This is a genomic window from Streptomyces sp. NPDC090127, assembly GCF_044746945.1.
Classification (GTDB): domain Bacteria; phylum Actinomycetota; class Actinomycetes; order Streptomycetales; family Streptomycetaceae; genus Streptomyces.
On sequence record NZ_JBIVDE010000005.1, the window covers coordinates 136,746 to 157,414 of the forward strand.

At 72.5% G+C, this 20,669-nt stretch carries 15 protein-coding genes, 3 tRNA genes and 1 pseudogene; 3 read left to right on the forward strand and 16 right to left on the reverse strand.

Annotated features, from left to right (window positions below):
• Positions 1–18: 18 nt before the first annotated feature.
• From ACIPPS_RS19515 to ACIPPS_RS19530, 4 genes are all read right to left on the reverse strand, one after another.
• The gene (locus ACIPPS_RS19515) at positions 19–1,494 is read right to left on the reverse strand and encodes a serine/threonine-protein kinase (protein ID WP_401433433.1); all 1,476 of its coding nucleotides are present in this window, start codon (positions 1,492–1,494) and stop codon (positions 19–21) included.
• A 32-nt stretch (positions 1,495–1,526) separates the two neighbouring features.
• Positions 1,527–1,934, reverse strand: coding sequence for a hypothetical protein (locus tag ACIPPS_RS19520; protein ID WP_401433435.1), 408 nt, complete (start codon positions 1,932–1,934; stop codon positions 1,527–1,529).
• A gap of 460 nt (positions 1,935–2,394) precedes the next feature.
• Positions 2,395–2,467 (reverse strand) — tRNA-Arg (locus ACIPPS_RS19525).
• A gap of 240 nt (positions 2,468–2,707) precedes the next feature.
• Positions 2,708–2,798: transfer RNA gene (locus tag ACIPPS_RS19530), tRNA-Ser, on the reverse strand.
• 239 nt (positions 2,799–3,037) lie between these two features.
• Here ACIPPS_RS19530 and ACIPPS_RS19535 point away from each other — a divergent pair.
• Positions 3,038–3,475: an SSI family serine proteinase inhibitor gene (locus ACIPPS_RS19535; protein WP_401433437.1), complete on the forward strand. Its 438-nt coding sequence runs from the start codon at positions 3,038–3,040 to the stop codon at positions 3,473–3,475.
• A 161-nt stretch (positions 3,476–3,636) separates the two neighbouring features.
• Positions 3,637–7,671 (forward strand): PAS domain-containing protein, encoded by a 4,035-nt coding sequence (locus ACIPPS_RS19540; protein WP_401433440.1) that lies wholly within the window; start codon positions 3,637–3,639, stop codon positions 7,669–7,671.
• Positions 7,672–7,823: 152 nt separating this feature from the next.
• On the opposite strand, the gene ACIPPS_RS19545 is transcribed toward ACIPPS_RS19540, so the two are convergent.
• From ACIPPS_RS19545 to ACIPPS_RS19580, 8 genes and pseudogenes are all read right to left on the reverse strand, one after another.
• Positions 7,824–9,470, reverse strand: coding sequence for a long-chain fatty acid--CoA ligase (locus ACIPPS_RS19545; protein ID WP_401433443.1), 1,647 nt, complete (start codon positions 9,468–9,470; stop codon positions 7,824–7,826).
• Positions 9,471–9,742: 272 nt separating this feature from the next.
• Positions 9,743–10,411: a SigE family RNA polymerase sigma factor gene (locus tag ACIPPS_RS19550; protein WP_401433445.1), complete on the reverse strand. Its 669-nt coding sequence runs from the start codon at positions 10,409–10,411 to the stop codon at positions 9,743–9,745.
• Between the two features lie 205 nt (positions 10,412–10,616).
• Positions 10,617–11,783: a lipid-transfer protein gene (locus tag ACIPPS_RS19555; RefSeq protein WP_401433448.1), complete on the reverse strand. Its 1,167-nt coding sequence runs from the start codon at positions 11,781–11,783 to the stop codon at positions 10,617–10,619.
• A gap of 185 nt (positions 11,784–11,968) precedes the next feature.
• A pseudogene (locus tag ACIPPS_RS19560) lies at positions 11,969–12,355 on the reverse strand (MaoC family dehydratase); the annotation flags it as partial.
• Positions 12,352–13,488 carry an acyl-CoA dehydrogenase family protein gene (locus tag ACIPPS_RS19565; RefSeq protein ID WP_401433451.1) on the reverse strand — a complete coding sequence of 379 codons (1,137 nt, stop codon included), beginning with the start codon at positions 13,486–13,488 and terminating at the stop codon, positions 12,352–12,354. The gene ACIPPS_RS19565 and the pseudogene ACIPPS_RS19560, both read right to left, overlap by 4 nt.
• A 1-nt stretch (position 13,489) precedes the next feature.
• A complete protein-coding gene (locus ACIPPS_RS19570) occupies positions 13,490–14,734 on the reverse strand; it encodes a bifunctional MaoC family dehydratase N-terminal/OB-fold nucleic acid binding domain-containing protein (RefSeq protein WP_401433454.1) in 1,245 nt (414 codons plus the stop codon).
• Positions 14,731–16,038: an acyl-CoA dehydrogenase family protein gene (locus ACIPPS_RS19575; RefSeq protein ID WP_401433457.1), complete on the reverse strand. Its 1,308-nt coding sequence runs from the start codon at positions 16,036–16,038 to the stop codon at positions 14,731–14,733. The genes ACIPPS_RS19570 and ACIPPS_RS19575 overlap by 4 nt, the downstream gene beginning before the upstream one ends.
• Positions 16,039–16,399: 361 nt before the next feature.
• A complete protein-coding gene (locus tag ACIPPS_RS19580) occupies positions 16,400–16,708 on the reverse strand; it encodes a hypothetical protein (protein WP_401433460.1) in 309 nt (102 codons plus the stop codon).
• 383 nt (positions 16,709–17,091) lie between these two features.
• Between ACIPPS_RS19580 and ACIPPS_RS19585 the strand changes: the two genes are divergently transcribed.
• Positions 17,092–18,087, forward strand: coding sequence for a bifunctional DNA primase/polymerase (locus ACIPPS_RS19585; protein ID WP_401433463.1), 996 nt, complete (start codon positions 17,092–17,094; stop codon positions 18,085–18,087).
• A gap of 43 nt (positions 18,088–18,130) precedes the next feature.
• On the opposite strand, the gene ACIPPS_RS19590 is transcribed toward ACIPPS_RS19585, so the two are convergent.
• The 4 genes from ACIPPS_RS19590 to ACIPPS_RS19605 all read right to left on the reverse strand — a co-directional run bounded on the left by ACIPPS_RS19590 (position 18,131) and on the right by ACIPPS_RS19605 (position 20,550).
• Positions 18,131–18,457: a DUF6422 family protein gene (locus tag ACIPPS_RS19590; RefSeq protein ID WP_401433466.1), complete on the reverse strand. Its 327-nt coding sequence runs from the start codon at positions 18,455–18,457 to the stop codon at positions 18,131–18,133.
• Positions 18,458–18,572: 115 nt separating this feature from the next.
• Positions 18,573–18,815, reverse strand: a complete 243-nt coding sequence (locus ACIPPS_RS19595; RefSeq protein ID WP_401433468.1) for a hypothetical protein — start codon at positions 18,813–18,815, stop codon at positions 18,573–18,575.
• Between the two features lie 221 nt (positions 18,816–19,036).
• A tRNA-Ser gene (locus ACIPPS_RS19600) sits at positions 19,037–19,121 on the reverse strand.
• Between the two features lie 46 nt (positions 19,122–19,167).
• The gene (locus ACIPPS_RS19605; protein ID WP_401433471.1) at positions 19,168–20,550 is read right to left on the reverse strand and encodes a S1C family serine protease; all 1,383 of its coding nucleotides are present in this window, start codon (positions 20,548–20,550) and stop codon (positions 19,168–19,170) included.
• Between the last annotated feature and the right edge of the window lie 119 nt (positions 20,551–20,669).

Below are 20,669 nucleotides of genomic sequence, written 5' to 3' on the forward strand. Positions count from 1 at the left end.
ACCGACCCGACCTCGGGGTTAACCCTGGTGGGTCGGAACCTCGTCGAGCGAGATCCCGTACCGAGCCGCGTACGCGCGCACACCGTCCGGGAGTGACCCACTGGACTTGCTGGGAACGAGCGCCTCCCCCTGGATGCGCAGGACGCCGTCCCTGCCGTGGAGCAACCACTTCGGACGCGGGGAGAACCGGGGCGGGGGCCGTCCCGCGACGAGCCGAATGGTCAGTTGGACGCCCTTGTCGTGGTGGGCGAGTCCGAGGGACTCGATGTGCCGCCACTGCACGACGGTGAGATGGCCCAGGTAGCCGACCCCGATGCCGAGCGCGTTGAGGACCAGGCCGTTGGTGGTCCCCAGCATGGCGATGAAGCGGCAGAACATGAGGAACGAGGCGAACACGGCCGCGCCGACGACCCCGCCCTCCCACTGGAGACGATCGGCGATCACGGCCGTCGCGACGCACGCCCCCAACCCCAGCCCGTTGCGCCCCGCGGTGGCCCACCGGGCGCGAGCGCGACGCCGGTGGGCGGAGACGGCCAGCGGGGCGACGGCGCGGGTAGACGGTTTGGGAACGGACTGGGGATCGGGAACAGACCCAGGATCCGGAACGAACCGGGGATCCGAAACGGACCGAGGATCCGAAACGGACCGAGGATCCGAAACGGACCGAGGATCGGGAACGGACCGAGGATCCGAAACGGACCGAGGTCGAGCGCAAAGCTCGGCCGCGCACCACGTCAGCACCTCCCACGGGGCCGGCCGGGCCAAGGGGTCCTTGAGCAGGCAGGCGGCGGCGACGGGGCCCAGGGCGGGCGGGAGGGCGGTGAGGTCTTCGGCCTCGTGGACGGCGCGGAACATGAGGCCGATGCCGCCGCCCTCGCCGAAGGCGCTGCCGCCCGCCGCCGCGACGAGGACGGCACCGAGGGCGAAGACGTCGGCGGCGCCGGTGACCGGGAGGCCCTGGGCCTGCTCGGGGGCGAGGAAGCCGGCGGTGCCGAGGACCATGCCGTGCGTCGTGTGCCGGGTGCCTTCCAGGGCGCTGGCGATCCCGAAGTCGAGGACGCGGGGGCCGTCTTCGGCGAGCACGATGTTGCCGGGCTTGAGGTCGCGGTGGACGAGGCCGCAGGCGTGGATCGCGACGAGCGCCTCGGCCAGGGCCGCGCCGAGCGCCCACAGCCGCTGCTCGTCGAGCGGACCGCGCCGCTCGACCTCCTCGGCGAGGGTGGGCCCCCTGACGTAGGCGCTCGCCATCCAGGGTTGGGGCGCGTCGGGGTCGGCGTCGACCACGGCGGCCGTGTGGAACCCGCCGACCCTGCGGGCCGCCAGGACCTCCTGGCGGAAGCGGTCGCGGAAACGCGGGTCGTCGGCGTACTCGGACCTGATGACCTTGATCGCGACGGGCCGCCCGGACGGCGAGCGCGCGAGATGGACGGCCCCCATCCCACCGCTGCCCAGCAACCGCTCGACGACGTAGTCGCCGATCCGCTCTCCCACCACCGCGCGGGCCCTCCTTCCGTCCGGCAGGGGCTCTACCTGTACGCGAACCAGGCCCGACTCTCGGGCTGATGGGGGCGGACGACGGCGAGGATCGCCGGCACGAGCCAGATCACGCCGAGAACGGGTACGAGGTTGAAGAACAGCAGGGTGAAGGGGAGCGCCGTCCACCCGTAGGCGGCGGCCGAGACCCTCAGACCGGGGTGGCGGGTGGGGAACTTGAGAGCAGTGCCGACGCCCCACGCGGCCACGGCGAGGACGAGCACCCCGCCGAAGACGACGATCCCGGCATTGGCCTCACCCGGCGTGGTGCAACACGGCGTCGAAGCGTCCCCTTCGCCCCAGATGGCGGTGGCGACGGCGACGCTGTTGGTCAGCAGAGCAACTGCGAGAACGGCCTGCAGGCCACCCAGAACCATCATGAGCACGCGAAGCTGCCTCACCACATCAGGCATCCCTCCAGAGGCCCCCGCCCCAGCCCAACCGACCCCACCGGGGTGCCTACCGAACCCGCCAGGCGGCCCCCCAGGCGGCCCCCCAGACGGCCCACCGAACCCACCGGTCGACCCACCAGACCCAGGCGGCCCGAACGCCCCGCCGCCCCCGGAGTCCCCCCGAGCCCGCGAACGCTCCCAAGGCCGCCGCCCGCCCGAGCCGTCCGCACCGCCCGCAGCGCCCGAGCCGTCCGCACCGCCCGAGCCGTCCCCCACGTCACCCAAGCCCATCCCGACGGCCCTCCCCCGAGTACGCCAGCACCTGCGCGCCATGGTCCGGACCCCCAGGAGACCTGTACAGCCCCATTCCGGCCAAGCCCGTCACCACAGCGGACACCCAGCCCAGGGGGCGGACGAACCCGGAAACGCGAGAGGCCCCGGACTCTCGTCCGGGGCCTCTCGCTTGCTGTGCACTCGGCAGGATTCGAACCTGCAACCTTCTGATCCGTAGTCAGATGCTCTATCCGTTAAGCTACGAGTGCTTGTGCTTCTCGGCTTTTTTCTTGCCGGTCGGCGTTGCGTGGACAACATTACATGACCTGCGGCGTAGCGCGAAATCCATTAGCCAGACCCCCTCTGACCTGCGGAAACGCCATCCTGGGGGCTTCTGTGGCGCGGGGCGGTACCGCCGGACGGGTGAGCTCACAGGGGGCGTCTTCAGGTTCCGGGCGGCCGGGAACGGCCGAAGCCCCGGCCGTGTGGGCCGGGGCTTCGGGGTGGTGCGGAGGCGGAGGGATTTGAACCCTCGATGGGCTTTAAGACCCAAACCGCATTAGCAGTGCGGCGCCATAGACCGGACTAGGCGACGCCTCCATCCGCACCTTCGCGCGGGCGCGAGTGGTGCGTGCAGATGATGACACAGCCAGCGCTGGTGTCACCAATCGCTTCTCACCGTACTAGGCCTCCGGGGCGGAGAGCAAAGCCCGTCGGCGCACCCCGCTTGCGCAACGAACGGCAGTGCGGAGCGTTAGGAGCGTGAGAGGTGGACGGGTCCCCCACCCAGCCCCATCTCGCCCCGACCCAACCCGCGCCACCTCGCCCCTGGAGTTCGCATGCTGCGACGTCTCGTTCTCGCCTCCCTCGTCACCTCCGCCGCCGGCGTCGGTGCGCTCGGGCCGCTGCCGCCCCTGCCCCTGCTCTCCCCGGCGCCCGACGTGCTCACCGTGACCGTCTCCGAGAGCGGGAACCGGAACGCCGACGGCACCTTCAAGCTGGAGTGCGGCGACAAGCCGGGCGGGGACCACCCCGCCGCCGTCCGGGCCTGCGAGCGGCTCGACGGGTACGCCACGGCCGGGAAGGACCCGTTCGCGCCGGTCGGGAAGGACCAGATCTGCTCCCTCCAATACGGCGGGCGCGCCGTCGCCCACATCACCGGCGAGTGGCAGGGCCGTACCGTCGACGCCCGTTTCTCCCGGGTCAACGGCTGCGAGATCGACCGCTGGGAAAACCTGAAGCCCCTGCTGCCTCACCTCTCCCACGTGCGGGGATGACGTGAGGATGCCGTTGGGATGTTGCCGCGGGCACGCGACCGCCCCGCGCTCCCGCCGGAGCAGCCCTTAGACTCCCCTCAGTGACAGGCTGCGGCCCGGAGGGCAAGATGGGGCGGGCCGGCCAGCCGGGCAAGGTAGTGGGTCAGGGAGGAAGCGTCGTCGTGAGCAGCAGGCCATCCCGAGGCGCTGCTCGCCTCGCAGCCATACTTGACGCCCTTCCCGACGGCCTCGTGCTCGTCAACTGCAACGGCACGGTCGTCAACGCCAACACCATCGCCCTCGGCATGTTCGAGACCCCCGGCACCGCGCTCGTCGGACGCGGGTTGCTCGATCTGCTGCCGAGCTTCGACTCGCGGCTGATCCCCGGCTCCATGCGGCGCCCCGAAGGCGCCGACGAACGCGGCCGCACGAAGCCCACCCGGATGATCGCCCGCCGCACCGACGGCAGCGAGTTCGCCGTCGAGGTGACCAGCGCCAGCCTGGAGGACGGCCGCGAGGCCTACGACTCGTACACCTCCTACACCGGCGACGAGCTGCTCATGCTCGTCGTCCGCGATCTCACCGGCACGCTCGACACCGAGGCCGAACTCGCCCGCTCCCAGCGCCAGACCGAGATGATCCTGCGCGCCGCCTCCGAGGGCGTCGTCGGCACGGACACCGACGGCCGGGTCGTCCTCGTCAATCCCGCCGCCGCACAGATCCTCGGCTACCGCGCCAGCGATCTCGGCGGCAAGGAGCTGCACCCGCTGATCCTGCACTCGCGGGCGGACGGCGAACCGTTCCCGTACGAGGGCTCGCCGCTCGCCGACACCCTCAAGTCCGGGCGCAAGCACCGGGTCCGCGGGCAGGTCCTGTGGTCGAAGAACGGCTCCCAGGTCCCGGTCGACCTCACCACCGCTCCGGTACGGGACGGGGACCAGCTCGTCGGCGCGGTGATGACCTTCACCGACCGCCGGCCGTACGAGCAGCTCACCGACGAGCACACCGCCGAGCTCACCGCGCTCGCCGACCAGCACGCCGCCGAACTCGCCGAGCTGAGGCGGAGCCAGGAGGAGCGGGCCACGGAGGAGAAGGAGCGGTACGCCTCTCTCGCCGCCCGGCACGAGCAGCTGACGGCCGTCCTCGGTGAGTCGCTGCGCGGGCCGCTGGAGGAGCTGCGCAACGAGCTCTCCACCCTCGCCGCCGACGACGCCGGGCAGCTGTGGCCCGAGGCCAACCAGCTCCTGCACCACCTGGCCGCCGGCTACGCCCGGATGACCACGCTCGTCGACAACGTCCTCGGCTACCAGCGGTTGAACGCCGGGACCGAGGCGCTCGCCACGTCCGTCGTCCTGCTCGACGGGGTCGTCACGGCGGGTGTCGACGGAGCGGTGGAGCTCATCGGGCCCGGCCGGGCGCAGTTCGCCGTGCACGCCCCGCCGATCGAGGCCGAGGTGGACGCCGGCCGCCTCGCGACCGCGCTCGCGCACCTCGTCGCGGACGTGGCCGGAGTCGACTCGACCGGCAAGGCACGCGTCGTACCGGGCGCGGGGTACGCCGACTCGACGATCGTGGTGGCCGCGGCGCAGCGCGGTGAGGTCGTACGGATCGAGGTCCGGGGCCCTTACGCCGGGGGCGACCCCGTCCACCAGCCCATCGTGCGGGGCATCGTGGCGGCGCACGGCGGTGTCGTGCAGACGCACGAGGTACCGGGGATGAGCGGCAGCGCGTACGTCCTCGAGGTGCCGCTCGGCACCGGGAGGGGCACGATCGCGCCTCCGCCGGTGGTGGAACCGGAGACCCCGCCCTCGTCGCCCGGAGGGACGGCCCTCGCCCTGCCCGCGCAGGCCTCGGACACGAACGGAGGCGGCCGACGACGCGCCCGGCGCGCGTCCACCGACGCCTTCCTGGACAGCCCGATGGGCGGGGGTGCGGACTCCGGTGGCGGTACGGGTGCCGGTGCCGGTACGGGTTCGGCGGTCGTCGGCGCCGGTACCGGTACGGCGGGTGCCGGTGCGGCCGTCGAGCCGACCGGGCGGCGCCGTGGGCGTACGGAGGAGGCCCAGGCCGGGCCCGCCGAGCTGATCCCCGCCCAGAACTCCGGACCGACCGGTGCGGGCCTTGGCGCTCCTGGTGCTCCTGGTGCTTCTAGCGCTGCCGGTGCTTCCAGTGCTCCTGGTGCTTCTAGTGCTTCTAGTGCTCCTGGTGCTGCTGGGATTCCTGGGATTCCTGGGGCTGCTGACGCCACTGGTGCGCCTGGTGGCGTCGAGCCGACCGGGCGTCGGCGTGGGCGGCCCGCCGAGGGTTCCGTCGTGACCGCCGCCGAGGGTGCGCAGGGCCGGGCCGCGCTCGGCGACGCCGTGCCTCCGGGGGGTGTGCCCGTACCTGCCCAGGGCGCCCACGGCGACTCCCACGCCCTCGCTCGCGCCCTGCCCGCCGCATCGGGCGGCGAGGACGCGGAGCGCCGGCCGAGCGGACGGCGGTCTCGCCGTGCGCTGGCGGCGCAGGAGCGGAACGCGGCCGCCGAGGCCGGGCCGCGTACACCCTTCGCGCTGCCGCCGGCCGACGCCGACCGTGGCCCGGAAGGTCCCTCCCCCCTGCCCACGCCGACCCCGATGGCCATGCCCATGCCGGTGTCGGTGCCCATGCCCATGCCGATGACCGTGGACGACGAGGGTCGGCACGACGCCGTACGGTCCGCGCCGGACGCCGACCACACACCGCCGCAGCCGCACCCGCTCCCCGAGCCGACCGGCCGCCGCCGCAACCCGGGCGGGCCGCAGGAGACCACCAGCGGGACGGGCACGGGTCCGGTTACTGGTCCGGGTATGGGTGCGGGTCCGGGTACGGGGATGAACTCCGGCGCCGGCGCCGGCGCCCGTACCGGCACGGACACCGGCCCCCGTACCGGCTCGGTACCGCTGCCGCCGGAGATGCCCGCACCGGCGACGCCCCCCGCTGCGCCCACCGCCCCCGCGCCGAAGGACGGTTCGCTGGGCGGGCGCGCGTTCAGCGTGCGGACGCTCGGACAGGGCGTGCCCTTCGCCCAGCAGGCCGGGCAGATCCAGCAGAACGCTCAGACCGGGCAGACCGGGCAGACCGGCCAGCCCCAACAGGGGGGCCGGACCGGTCACTCCGGACACGCGCATCACGCCGGGCAGGGCCTGCACCCGGGCACCGGACAGACCGCCGCCACCAACGGTTCCGGGCGGCGGCGCAAGCTCGCCACCCCGCCCGAGGGTGACCGTCCGGCCCCCGCGTCCGCGACGCCCACAGGGCCACTCGCCACGCCCGGCGCCCCTGCGGCGCCGGCCGAGTCCGCCGCCAAGCCGCACCCGCAGACCAAGCTGAACCCGGCCTCCCCCGAAGGGCGCGCGTACGCGATAGGAGCACCCGCCGAGGGCTCCGCCGAAGGCCCCGAGCCGCTCGACGGTCCTGGCGGTGCCGTCGAGGTGGCCAACCAGCCGCCGCCCCGGCCCGTCGACGACGAGCTGCCCCCGGAGCCCCTGGACAACCCGCGTCGGCTCCTCGTCTGGCCCGCGCCGGACGTCTCGACCCAGCAGGCGCTGAGCGACCGGGGCTACCGTCCGGTGATCGTCCACTCCCGCGAGGAGGTCGACGCCCAGATCGCCGCCTTCCCGGCCGCGCTCTTCGTCGACCCGCTGACCGGGCCCATCACCCGTACCGCGCTCCAGTCGCTCCGCCAGGCCGCCGTCGCCGCCGAGGTGCCGGTGCTGCTCGCGGCCGGGCTCGGGCAGGCGACCCGGGAAGCGGCGTACGGCGCCGATCCCGCCGTACTCCTCAAGGCGCTGGCACCCCGGGACAGCGAGCAACACCCGTCGCGCGTGCTGCTCATCGAGGAGAACGAGGACATCGCGCAGGCGCTCGCCGCGACCCTGGAGCGGCGCGGGATGCAGGTGGCGCGGGCGGCGGCCGACAGCGACGCCGTCACGCTGGCCGCCCAGATCCGGCCGAACCTGGTGGTGATGGACCTGATGCAGGTGCGTCGCCGCCGGGCCGGGATCATCGACTGGCTGCGCGCGAACGGGCAGCTCAACCGCACCCCGCTCGTCGTCTACACCTCCGCGGGGCTCGACGAGGAGGAGCTGCCGACGCTGTCGTCGGGCGAGACGGTCCTCTTCCTGGCCGAACGGTCGACCAGCCCCGAGGTCCAGCAGCGCATCGTCGACCTGCTCGCGAAGATCGGCACGAACTAGGCAGCCGTAGCGATCTGGGCGGCCTTAGGGTCGTCCGTCCGGGTCTCGCCGACCCGTAGGGGCCGTGCGGGAGTCGCCCGGACCGCCCCGCGCGGACGAGCCCGGGGTTCGTAGGGGAAGCCCGGGCTCGTTCATGGTCTCTGCGGGCGGCGTCAGACCTCCGTGACGTCCAGCTCGCCCGCCGCGTACTGCTTGCGGATCACCTTCTTGTCGAACTTCCCGACGCTCGTCTTCGGCACCGCCTGCACGATCGCCCAGCGCTCCGGCAGCTGCCACTTGGCGATCGACTCGCCGAGGAACGCCTTCAGCGTCTCGTAGTCGGCCGTCGAGCCCTCCTTGAGGACGACGGTCGCCAGCGGGCGCTCGCCCCACTTCTCGTCCGGGACGGCCACGACGGCCGCCTCGGCGACCTCCGGGTGCGCCATGATCGCGTTCTCCAGCTCTACCGACGAGATCCACTCGCCGCCGGACTTGATGACGTCCTTGGCGCGGTCGGTGAGGGTGAGGTAGCCGTCCGGGCTGATCACGCCGACGTCGCCGGTCTTCAGCCAGCCGTCCTCGCTGAACTTGTCCGCCGGGCGAACCGGCTCGCCGTCGATGCCGCCGAAGTACGAGCCCGCGATCCAGGAGCCGCGTACCTCCAGCTCACCGGCCGACTCGCCGTCCCAGGGCAGCCGTTCGCCGGCGGGGCCGACCAGGCGGGCCTCGACGCCCGCCGGGAAGCGGCCCTGCGTGACGCGGTACGGCCACTCCTCCTCGCCCGACAGACCCGCCGGCGGGTGGGCCATGGTGCCGAGCGGGGAGGTCTCCGTCATGCCCCAGGCGTGGCAGAGGCGTACGCCGAGACGGTCGTACGCCTCCATGAGGGAGGGCGGGCAGGCGGCGCCGCCGATGGTGACCTGGCGCATGGAGGAGAGGTCGCGGGGGTGGGCGGTGACCTCGGCGAGCAGGCCCTGCCAGATGGTGGGGACGGCGGCGGCGTGACTCGGCTTCTCGCGCTCGATCATCTCGGCGAGCGGCGCCGGCTGGAGGAAGCGGTCCGGCATGAGCATGTTGATGCCGGTCATGAAGGTGGCGTGGGGCAGGCCCCAGGCGTTGACGTGGAACTGCGGGACGACGACCAGGGTCGTGTCGCGGTCGGTGAGGCCCATCGACTCGGCCATGTTCACCTGCATGGAGTGCAGGTAGATCGACCGGTGGGAGTACACGACGCCCTTGGGGTCGCCCGTGGTCCCGGAGGTGTAGCACATGGCCGCGGCCGAACGCTCGTCCAGCTCGGGCCAGTCGAAGGTGGTGGGACGGCCCGCGATCAGCTCCTCGTAGTCGTGCACGCGGGGCGTCACGCCGTCGAGGACGGAACGGTCGCCAGGGCCCGCGACCACGATGTGCTCGATGGTCGGCAGGTGCGGGAGGAGCGGGGCGAGGAGGGGCAGCAGCGAACCGTTGACCAGGACCACGCGGTCGGCGGCGTGGTTGACGATGAAGACCAGCTGCTCGGAGGGAAGCCGCAGGTTGAGGGTGTGGAGGACGGCGCCCATGGAGGGGATGGCGAAGTACGCCTCGACATGGAACGAGTTGTTCCACATGAGCGTGGCCACCCGCTCGTCGCCGGTCACTCCGAGTTCGTCGCGCAGGGCGTTCGCCAGCTGGGTCGCGCGGGCACCCGTCTCCGCGAAGGTCTGACGGTGCGGCTCGGACTCCCCGGTCCAGGTGGTGATGAGGGACTTCCCGTGGATCGTCGTCCCGTGGTTCAGGATGCGAGTCACAGTCAGCTGTACGTCCTGCATGGTGCTCAGCACGGCGTCCTCCCGGTGGGCGCTACGTGGCAGTAAGGGTGTGCAGATTCTGCGCACGTACCGCGCGGTATGTCACTACCCGGGAGTACGGAGATTGCCAGTGATCGCTGGCAAGGGCGATCGGACGACGGTCACGGAACCTGGGGAGGGACCCTGGGCCGTCCGTATTGCGCGGTCAGCGGACCAGGGTCGGGGTCAGCGGACCGGGGTCGGGGTCAGCGGACCGGGGTCGGGGTCAGCGGACCGGGGTCGGGGTCAGCGGACCGGGGTCGGGGTCAGCGGACCGGGGTCAGCTCCGGGTCCTCGCGGAGCTTGCCCAGTGCCCGCGACACCGCGCTCTTGACCGTACCGATCGACACGCCGAGCACCTCGGCCGTCTGCGCCTCACTGAGGTCCTCGTAGTACCGCAGGACGACCATCGCCCGCTGGCGTTCGGGGAGCTTCATCACCGCACGCCACATGGCGTCGTGCAGCACCTGCCGTTCGGCCGGGTCCGGCTCGGGCAGCCCGGTCGGCTCCGGCAGCTCCTCGCACGCGAACTCGTCGACCTTGCGCTTGCGCCACTGGGACGTACGGGTGTTCAGCAGCGCACGTCGTACGTAGCCGTCCAGGGCACGGTGGTCCTCGATCCGCTCCCACGCCACGAACGTCTTGGTCAGCGCTGTCTGCAGCAGGTCCTCGGCGTCCGACGGGTTCGCGGTCAGCGAGCGCGCGGTGCGCAGCAGCACGGGACCGCGGGCCCGCACGTAGGAGGAGAACGACGGGTAGCCGGCGGTGGGCGAGGGATGGCGAGCGGCGGTGGCCGACCCGTAGCCGGCGGTGGCGGTCGACGCGTAGCCGGCAGTGGCGGCGGCGGACGGGAAGCCGGCGGTGGCGGTCGACGCGTAGCCGGCGGCGGCCGTGGAGGCGCCGACGCAGACGGGGCCGGAAGGTGGCGGAGTCATGGCTCCACGCTAGGAGCGGGTACCCCGGCGGCGGATCGGCCCCAGGTCCCGAACCGCAGTCCCCCTCAGGTTGTAGGGGTGGGGACCGCTGGACCTCCTGAAGGTGGAGGGCGGACGGCCGCCGCGTCAGGGTCCTCCCGCGTCGGCCGTGTCCCCGCCCCAGGGCGTCGCCGCGTCCCGCCCCAGGGCGTCGCCGCGTCCCGCCTCAGCCCTCCGCCGCCAGGATCAGGCCGGACGTCGGGACTCCGGTTCCCGCCGTGATCAGGGTCCTGGCCGCGCCGGGTATCTGGTTCACGGACGTGCCCCGCACCTGGCGTACCGCCTCCGCGATGCCGTTCATCCCGTGCAGGTACGCCTCTCCCAGCTGGCCGCCGTGCGTGTTCAGCGGCAGCGCGTCCGCCGCGACGAAGTCGGCCGCCTCCCCAGGGCCGCAGAACCCGAACTCCTCCAGCTGCATGAGGACGAACGGGGTGAAGTGGTCGTAGAGGATGCCGACGTCGATGTCGCCGGGAGTGAGCCCGGAGGTCTGCCACAGCTGCCTGGCCACCACGCCCATCTCGGGCAGGCCGGTCAGGTCGTCGCGGTAGAAGCTGGTCATCGCCTCCTGGGCGCGGCCCGCTCCCTGCGCGGCGGCGACGATCACCGCGGGCGGATGGCGCAGGTCACGGGCGCGCTCGGGGGAGGTGACGACGATCGCCTGCCCGCCGTCGGTCTCCTGGCAGCAGTCGAGGAGCCGCAGCGGCTCGACGATCCAGCGCGACGCGGCGTGGTCGGCGAGCGTGATCGGTTTGCCGTGGAAGTACGCGGCGGGGTTGGTGGCGGCCCATCGGCGGTCGGTGACGGCGACGTGACCGAAGGCGTCCGGGGTGAGCCCGTAGGTGTGGAGGTACCGCTGGGCGATCATGGCGACCCAGGAGGCCGGCGTGAGCAGCCCGTAGGGGAGCTGCCAGCCGAGGGCGGCGCCCTCGGCGGAGGGCTCCCGCTGCTGGACGCCCGAGCCGAAGCGACGCCCGGAGCGTTCGTTGAACGCCCGGTAGCAGACGACGACGTCGGCGACCCCGGCTGCGACGGCGAGGGCGGCCTGCTGGACGGTGGCGCAGGCGGCCCCGCCCCCGTAGTGGACGCGGGAGAAGAAGGACAGCTCGCCGATGCCGGCCGCCTGGGCGACGGTGATCTCGGGGTTGGTGTCCATGGTGAAGGTGACCATGCCGTCGACGTCGGCCGGGGTCAGACCGGCGTCGTCGAGCGCCGCGCCCACCGCCTCCACGGCGAGCTTGAGCTCGCTGCGGCCGGAGTCCTTGGAGAACTCGGTCGCGCCGATCCCGGCGATGGCAGCGCGACCGCCGAGCCGATCGGCTGTCCGGATGCTCATGCTTCCGCTCCTTTCGGCGGCGTCGACACCGGAAGCGCCACTGGAAGCGCCACCGGGGGCGTTACCGGCATCGGAGTCGGGGTCGAGGTCGGAGACGGAGTCGGGGTCGGGGTCGGGGTCGGGGTCGGAGATGGAGTCGGGGTCGGAGACGGAGTCGAGGTCGGAGATGGAGTCGGGGTCGGAGACGGAGTCGACACTGTCACCGTGCCGGTGACGTGGTGACCGAGCCCGTTGGCGCCGACCACCCGGACCTGGACGGTGGCTCCGTCGACCTCGGTGACCGTCCCTGTCAACGTCATGGTGTCTCCCGGGTAGTTGGGCGCACCGAGCCGTATCGCCACCTTGCGCAGCACCGCGCCCGGGCCCAGTCGGTCGGTGATGTACCGCCCCACCAGGCCGTTGGTCGTCAGGATGTTCATGAAGATGTCGGGGGAGCCCTTCGCCCGCGCCAGCTCCGCGTCGTGGTGCACGTCCTGGTAGTCCCGGGAGGCGACGGCCCCCGCGACGATCAGTGTGCGGGTGATCGGGACGATCAGCGGCGCCAGTGCGTCCCCGGCCTCGACGGGCTTCATACGGGCTCTCCGTTCGCGAGCAGGTCGCCCAGTTCGGCGAGGAGTTCGGTGCCGCAGCCGAGATACGCGTCGAGCTGCCGGCCCCAGAGGAAGTGCCGGTGGACGGGGTGCTCCAGATCGGCCCCCATGCCGCCGTGCAGGTGCTGGCCCGCGTGAACGACCCGCTTCCCCGCCTCCGACGCCCACCAGGCGGCGGTCAGCGCGTGTTCGGCGACCGGCAGACCCTGGTCGTGCCGCCAGGCGGCCTCGTAGGCGGTCACCCTGATCGCCTCGGTGTCCATGTGGGCGTCGGCGGCCCGGAGCTGGACGGCCTGGTGGGTGGAGAGCGGGCGCCCGAACTGCTCCCGTACCGAGGTGTACGCCACGGCCCGGGCCAGCGACCCGGCGCAGACCCCGGCCTGAAGTCCCGCGAAGACGACCCGTGCCATGGCGAGGACGTCGGCGCACGGGTCCGGGTGACCTCCCTCGCCGCCACCGAGCCGCTCCCCGCGCGCCCCGTCGAGGACCAGCCGACCGGCGGCCCAGGGCGCGGTGAGCTCGACGGACTCGACGCGGACCGCGGGATCGACGCGGACCGCGGGATCGACGCGATCCACGGGACCCACGCGACCCAAGGGACCCCCGCGACCGACGGGCTCGGCAGCGGAGGCGTCCGCGATCGGGACGAGCCAGAGCGCTGCCTCCAGGTCCGGTACGAGGACGTGGGTGGCGTCCCTGAGCCAGGGCACCCACGCCACCGTGCCCGTGAGCAGGCCGTCCGCTCCCACCCGTACACGTCCGGTGGGCGGGAAGGCGCCGGTCACCACCGCCGTACCGTCGCGCAGGCCCGGCAGCAGCCGCTCCCGCTGCTCCTCCGTACCGTGCCGTGCGACGGCGAGGAGGCCGTAGACGCAGCTCGCGGCGAACGGCACCTGCGCCGTCGTACGCCCCTGCTCCTCCGCGAGCAACACCAGGCCGAGCAGCCCGATCTCCTCGACCGCGCCGGGCAGTCCGGCCGCGCACAGGGCCTTCCACAGCTCGGCGTCCGTGCCGGTGCCGACGGCCGCGAGCCGCTCGTGCGTGGCGAGATCGCCGAAGATCCGCGCCGCCAGCTCCTGGGCCGCGGCCTGCTCCTCCGTGGGCGTGAAGTCCATGTCAGCCCTCCCCGCCGTCCTGCGCCCGGAACACGGGCAGCTCCAGGTCCTCGTCCACGCGGAGGAACTCCAGCCGGACCGGCATGCCGATCCGGACCTTGTCGTACGGCACCCCGACCACGTTGCTGATCATCCGCACGCCTTCGGTCAGTTCGATCAGTGCGACGGCGTAGGGCGGGTCGAAGGCGGGGAAGGGCGGGTGGTGCATCACGACGTACGAGAAGACCGTCCCGGCGCCGTCCGCCTCGACGGTGTCCCACTCCTGCGCCCCGCACGCGCCGCACCCCGGCAGCCAGGGGAAGCGGAGGGTCGCGCAGCCGGTGCAGCGCTGGACGAGCAGCCGGTGCGCGCCGACACCCTCCCAGAACCCGGCGTTGTCCCGGTTGATCACCGGGCGGGGCCGCCGGGGCGCGGGGCTTGGGGCCGATGCGGGTGTGGCCGTCGGCTTCGCGGTCGGTGCCGCCGTCGCCGTCGCGGTCGGTGCCGCCGTCGCCGTCGCAGTCGGTGCCGCCGTCGCCGTCGCGGTCGGTGTGGCCGTCGGCTTCGCGGTCGGTTTGGCCGTCGGCTTCGCGGTCGGTGTAGCGGTCGGTTTGGCCGTCACCTTCGCGGTCGGTGTAGCCGTCGCCGTCGCACTCGGTGTGGCGGTCGATGCGTTCGTCCGCGTCGTCGCCGTCTGCCTCCTCGCCACCGGCTGCTTCGCCTCCACCGGTGCGTACTTGAGAATGCGGAAGCGGTGGGTCCCCGCCAGTTCGCCGTCGGCGTGGATGTCCATCCGGGTCGTGACGAAGTAGCCGGTCCCGAGCTTGGTGGCCTTGCGCGCCGACACCGATTCGATCACCGCGTCGAAGGTGATCGCGTCGCCCGGCCGCAGCGGCCGCAGGTACTCCTGCTCGCAGTCGGTGGCGACGACGGACGTGCAGCCGGCCTCGTCGAGGAGCGTGAGCAGCGCGTCGTACGCCCCGGAGCGGTCGGTGTGGCCGGAGAGGCCGCCCATCGTCCACGCCTGGAGCATGGTGGGCGGCGCGACCGCGTCCGGCCCCCGGTAGGCCGGGTCGGTGTCGCCCATGGCTTCGCACCAGTGCCGGATCATGGGCTCGTTGACGAGGTCCTTGCCGGCGGCAGCGGTGGCGGCGGGCTGCCCTTCGTACGCCTTCAGCCGCCGGTGCAGAACGTCCGCGCCGAGGCTGCCGCCGCGGCCTTCGTCGGGTACGGCGGCCGTGTCACCACGATGTCCGTACTCCGTCATCGCCGCCCCCTCCCCTTCATCCCGAGCCGCATCGTCGCGACGATCTCGCGCTGCACCTCGCTCACTCCGCCCCCGAAGGTGTTGATCTGCGCCGCGCGGTTCATCCGCTCCAGCTCACCGCCGTCGAACTCGCCCCGCGACCCGGCCCTCACCAGGCCCGCCGCGCCCGCGATCTCCTGGCAGATGCGGTACACCTCCACCGCCGACTCGGTGCCCGCGAACTTCACCCCGCTCGCGTCTCCGGGGGCGAGCCGGCCCGCCCCCACGTCCGCCACCAGACGCCAGTTGAGCAGGCGCGTCGCCGCGAGTCGGGCATGGGCCTCGGCGGCCCGGATCCGTATCCAGGGTTCGTCGATGCGCCGCCGCCCCGTGACCGGATCGGGGGTGTGCGCGCGGCGGAGCGCCGCCGCGTAGAAGTCCTCGGCCTGCATGCCGATCGCGGCGAGGGCGACCCGTTCGTGGTTGAGCTGGTTGGTGATGAGCCCCCAGCCGCCGTTCTCCTCCCCGACCAGGTTGCCGGCGGGGACGCGGATGCCGTCGTAGTACGTCGCCGTCGTCGTCAGCCCGCCGACCGTCTCGATCGGGGTCCACGAGAAGCCGGGGGCGTCCGTGGGGACCAGGAGGATGGAGATGCCGCGGTGGCGGGGGGCCTCGGGGTCGGTGCGGCAGGCGAGCCAGATCCAGTCGGCGTTCTGGGCGTTGGAGGTGAAGATCTTCTGCCCGTCGATGAGCCAGGAGCCACCGCCGCCTTCGGCCCGGTCCGGCGGGTCCGGCGGGTCCGGGGCGGGCTGTGCGGGCTGTTCGGGCTGTGCGGGCTGTGCGGGCTGTTCGGGCTGCGCGATCGGTGCGAGCCGCCCATCTCCCCCGCCCCGCCTGTCCCGTCCGTCGCGTACCGCCTTCGTACGGAGCGAGGCCAGGTCGGTACCGGCCTCCGGCTCGCTGTAGCCGATGGCGAAGACGGTCTCGCCGCGCAGGATCCGGGGCAGGAAGTACGCCTTCTGCTCCTCGGTTCCGTACTTCATCAGGGTCGGTCCGACGGTGTTGAGCGTGACCATGGAGACGGGCGCGCCGGCCCGGTAGGCCTCGTCGAAGAAGACGAACTGCTCGTCGGGGCCGCGGCCCTGGCCTCCGTACTCCTGCGGCCAGCCGAGCCCGAGCATGCCGTCCCTGCCGATCCTGCGGAGCAGGGCGCGCTGTGCGGCGGTGTCGGCGGAGGGCGGGGGGCCGTCGGGCATCACGTCGTGGAAGTACGCGCGGAGTTCGGCGCGCAGCCGGAGCTGCCGCTCGGTCGGGGCGAGGTGCACGGCGACGGCCTCCCGGGGGTACGACTAAGATTTCTGACTGTCCGTCAGAAAAGGGGAGCCTGTCAAGGTCACGGACCACCACCCCACTGCACCGCGCACACGCAGACGCCCACACCCACGCCCACCCGCCCACACAGACGCAGGCGTAGCGGTGGACGCCCACGCCCACCCGCGCACGCACACGCGGACGCCCACGCACACCCGCACACCCACGCACCCACACCCGCACACCCACGCACGCGGACGCCCACGCCCACGCCCACACGGAAGCGGCCCGCGCGGCGGCGCCGAAGCACCGTCACGCGGGCCGCCCTTCACCCCGCGGTCGTTCCCCCCGTCGGGCCGGTCCCCTACTGGGGGGCTAGAACCACCAGTGGTAGAAGTTCACCGTCGCGTTCGACTGCTCGATGTTGGTGAACGCGGATCCGTTCACGCTCGCGGTGTTGTTCTGGTTGGAGGCACCGGAGCCGGTGGCCACCTGCTGCGTGGTGGTCGAGTTGCCGTAGTTGTCGCCACCCACGCCGCTGCCGATGACGGAGGCGACGCTCGTGTTCGATCCGTCGTCCGCGAAGCCACCATTGTCGGCCTGGGCCACGCCGGTGAAGAGTGCGGCTGCCAGGGGCAGCGCGGCGGCGGCGGCGAGAACGCGGGCGGTACGGATGCTTGCCATGTCTTTTCCTCCGTGAGCTGAGCTGAGCTGAGCTGTGAAGCGCCGGAGCACCGAGGTGCGGAGGCACTGAAGTCTTGAAGTACGGCTGTGTCCAAGGCAGTTGGCCGACCGCCCCGGTCGTTGTGCTCGACGTCGCGACTCCAGAGTTGCCCACACAATCCCCGGCGAACCACCCCTCAGCGGCCGATTCCCCCTCAAGCGTGAGGACAAGTCGATAAACCACCTTCATGACCCCACAGGCGCAGCTCACCCCCATGAGGGCGTCCTCGGGCCACCGGAGCCGGGCCGCCGCACGGGGCGAAGCGTTCCGGCAGATTTTCAGCCAATCCTTCTCCGCACCTCGCCCCCTTCCCTTCTTCGAACAAGTGTACGAAGATGTTCGTATGGCCACCTCCGACCGGCGCTCCGCCACCCTGGCCCTCGCCCACGCGCTGTCCGCGGCAGAGCGGGGGCTTCCCGTCATCCCCCTGTCCGCCACCAAGCTCCCCGCCCTGCGCTCCCCCCACCGGGACGACCCGCACCCGGTCGCCTGCCACGGGGGGTGCGGCCGTCCCGGGCACGGGGTGCACGACGCGACCACCGACCTCGCGGGGGTGCGGGCACTGTTCGCGGCCGCCCCCTGGGCCACCGGTTACGGCATCGCGTGCGGGCGCCCGCCGCACCACCTGATCGGCGTCGACCTGGACGTCAAGCACGCGGGCGCGCCCGTGGACGTAGACGCGGACGTCACGGCGGAGCTGCGCCACCTCGCGCTGGAGCACCTCTTCACGCTGCCGCCGACGATCACCGTGCTCACCCCGAGCGGCGGGCGCCACCTGTGGCTGACCGGCCCGCCGGACGTGGTCGTCCCGAACTCGGCGAGCCGCCTCGCCCCCGGCATCGACATCCGTGGCGCCGGCGGCTACCTGGTGGGGCCGGGCTCGGTGACCGCCAGGGGCGCGTACCGACTGGCACCGGGCAGCGAACACCTGGACGCGGCCCCCTGCCCCCGCCCCCTCCTGGCCCTGATCGCAGCCCCGGCACCACGCCCCCGCCGGCAGCAGGACCCAGCGGACCCACACGCCCCAGGCGCCGGTCACGACGAAGACCTCGGCCACAGAAACGACCACAGCCACAACCCCCGCCACCACCGCACCCACGGTCGCGGCCTGGTCCACTTCGTCCGCACGGCCCACGAGGGCCAACGCAACACGCGCCTCTTCTGGGCGGCCTGTCGCGCCTACGAGAACGGCCTCGGCGACTCCCTCACCGAGGCCCTGACGACGGCGGCCGTCCACACCGGCCTCACCGAGCACGAAGCCCGCGCCACGATCCGGTCGGCGGCCCGTCTGACCCACCCCATCGAGAACCCGCCCCCGAACAGCGAACGCGCCCTCTGACGCGCCCTCACGTGTTCGGTCCGCCCACCCGCCTGGCGGCGCGTCAGAACGCTTCGTGGGCCGACCGCGGGTGCCCGCAGATGCGGATGATCGCGCCGGCGCCGATGTCGGGACCGGTGAAGTCCTGGTACTGGCTGAAACAGAAGTCGGGGTCGCCACGGAATCCCGGGCATCCGCAGGTTCGGGCCGGAGGACCCTTGGACTCCACCACGGTGCAGAAATCCAAGGAGCCGACGGCCACGACACGTGGGTCGATGCCGGAGCGGGCGAGCAGCTCGGCAGCTTTGTCGCGCGCTTGCTTGATCAGCTGCGCCGCTTCTCTGAGGGCGCGCACCTGCTCGTCGTCGAGACCGTCGTTCAGATGGGACATGGTCGGCTCCTGTCGATCGACACGGGCTGGCCCCCCGTACCACCGCCGCCGCCAACGCCACCCCCGCCGCCACGGCTCGCGAGGCGGGTGGACGAAGCGGGCTCGCCCCGTACGGTCACTGCTCGTCGACGCGCTCGCACACGACGAACCCGGGTTCGATCTCGGAGCACTCGAAGACTGGTTGCGTGGACCCCACCGTCAGCGTCGTATCCAGCTCCTCTGCACGACCCGCCGGGTGGTACGCGAGCGAGAAGTGCTGGACCGCTCGGGGGTACTTCTCGAGCAGCCCGCGGAACTCGGCGATCAGCCCGCCGAACTCCTCCGGGATGGTGCCCGTGCTGTTGCGCTGCTCCGTCATGACCGTCTCCTTGATCGTGAGTACGTCACACCTCGCCACCCACCGGCCCCACCCGCCCCCACACCCACCCACCAGCTTCAGTCTCGCGCGCCGACCGCACCTTCGCAGCACGTACCTCACGAAACCGGGGGACAGAGGGAACGCAGAAGGCGGGCCCCGGAATCCGGGACCCGCCCTCTGACCTGCTACTCGCCTGACCTGCTACTTCTCTGACCTGCAAGCGGTGGGTGTGGGATTTGAACCCACGGTGACTCGCGCCACGACGGTTTTCAAGACCGTTCCCTTAGGCCGCTCGGGCAACCCACCCCGCGCCGGATCCCGTTCGGAAAGGCGCGGGGGACAGCCTAGCCGGTCAGTTGTCGCCCGTGCGTTCGCCGAGGGTGACCGTCGTCGTCGCCGGCTTGCCGTCGCGTTCGTACGTGAGCTTGATCGTGTCGCCCGACGTGTGGGTCCAGATCTCGCTAATCAGCGTCGGACCGCTGTCGATCTGGCGGTCACCGAGGGAGGTGATCACGTCGCCCGGCTTCAGGCCCGCCTTCGCCGCCGGGCCGTTCGGCGTGATCGCCGGGGTGCCGCCCGCGCCCTCGGCGGCGATCGTGGCGCCGCCGCCCTTCTCGGTCATGTTCACCGTCGCGCCGATCACCGGGTAGACCGGCTTGCCCGTCTTGATCAGCTGCTCGGCCACGTTCTTGGCCTGGTTGACCGGGATGGCGAAGCCGAGGCCGATCGAGCCCGCCTGGGACTGACCGAAGCCGCTGCCGGTCGACTGGATCGCCGAGTTGATGCCGATCACCGCGCCACTCGCGTCGAGCAGCGGACCACCGGAGTTGCCCGGGTTGATCGAGGCGTCCGTCTGCAGGGCGCTCATGTACGAGTTGCTGCCGCCGGAGCCGTCACCCGAGGCCACCGGGCGGTTCTTGGCGCTGATGATGCCCGTCGTGACCGTGTTCGACAGGCCGAAAGGCGCCCCGATCGCGATCGTCGAGTCGCCGACGGCCACCTTGTCGGAGTTGCCGAGCGGCAGCGGAGCCAGTCCGTCCGGTGCCTTCTTCAGCTTCAGGACGGCCACGTCGTAGCCCTCCGCCCGGCCCACGACCTCCGCGTCGTACGTCTTGCCGTTCGAGAAGGTCGCCGAGAGCGTGCCGCCCTCCGCCGCCGACGCCACCACGTGGTTGTTGGTGACGATGTGGCCTTCCCTGTCGTAGACGAAGCCGGTCCCCGTGCCGCCCTCGCCCTCGGTCTCGCCGCCACCGCCCCCGGACTTCGCCTGGATGGTCACGACGCTCGGCAGCGCCTTGTTCGCCACCGCGGCGACCGTGCCCGGGTCGCGCTTGAAGGACGCCGGGGCCTCGCCCGCGGCGACCGTCGTGGAACTGACCCCGCCGTCACCGCGCTCGGCCGCCCAGTAGCCGATACCGCCGCCCACACCGCCGGCCACGAGGGCCGCCACGAGGACCGCCGCCACGAGACCGCCGGTCCGCTTCTTCGGCGCCTCCGGCGCGGGCGGCACGGGCACGCCCCAGGCCGGCACGGCCGGAGGCGGCGGCGGCCAGCCACCGGCATCACCCGGTGCCGCGCCTGTCCCCGCGCCCTCAGCCGTACCCGCGGCTGCGGGTTCAGGCGCAGCAGGCGGTACGGCAGGAGCAGGGGGCGTGGGAGGTGTGGGAGGGGCGGGAGGTGCGGACGGGGCACTCGGGTCCGCCGGAACCTCGGTGCCCTCGTTCTCGGTGCTCACGGCTCTCTCCTCGTTCACTGCGCGGGTGGATTCCCTCACTAGGGTGCTGCGGACAGCTTTTCCCACAGGACGTCAGGCCACTGTAAGGCGGAGCTGTGCATCCGCACCCCATTCTTTAT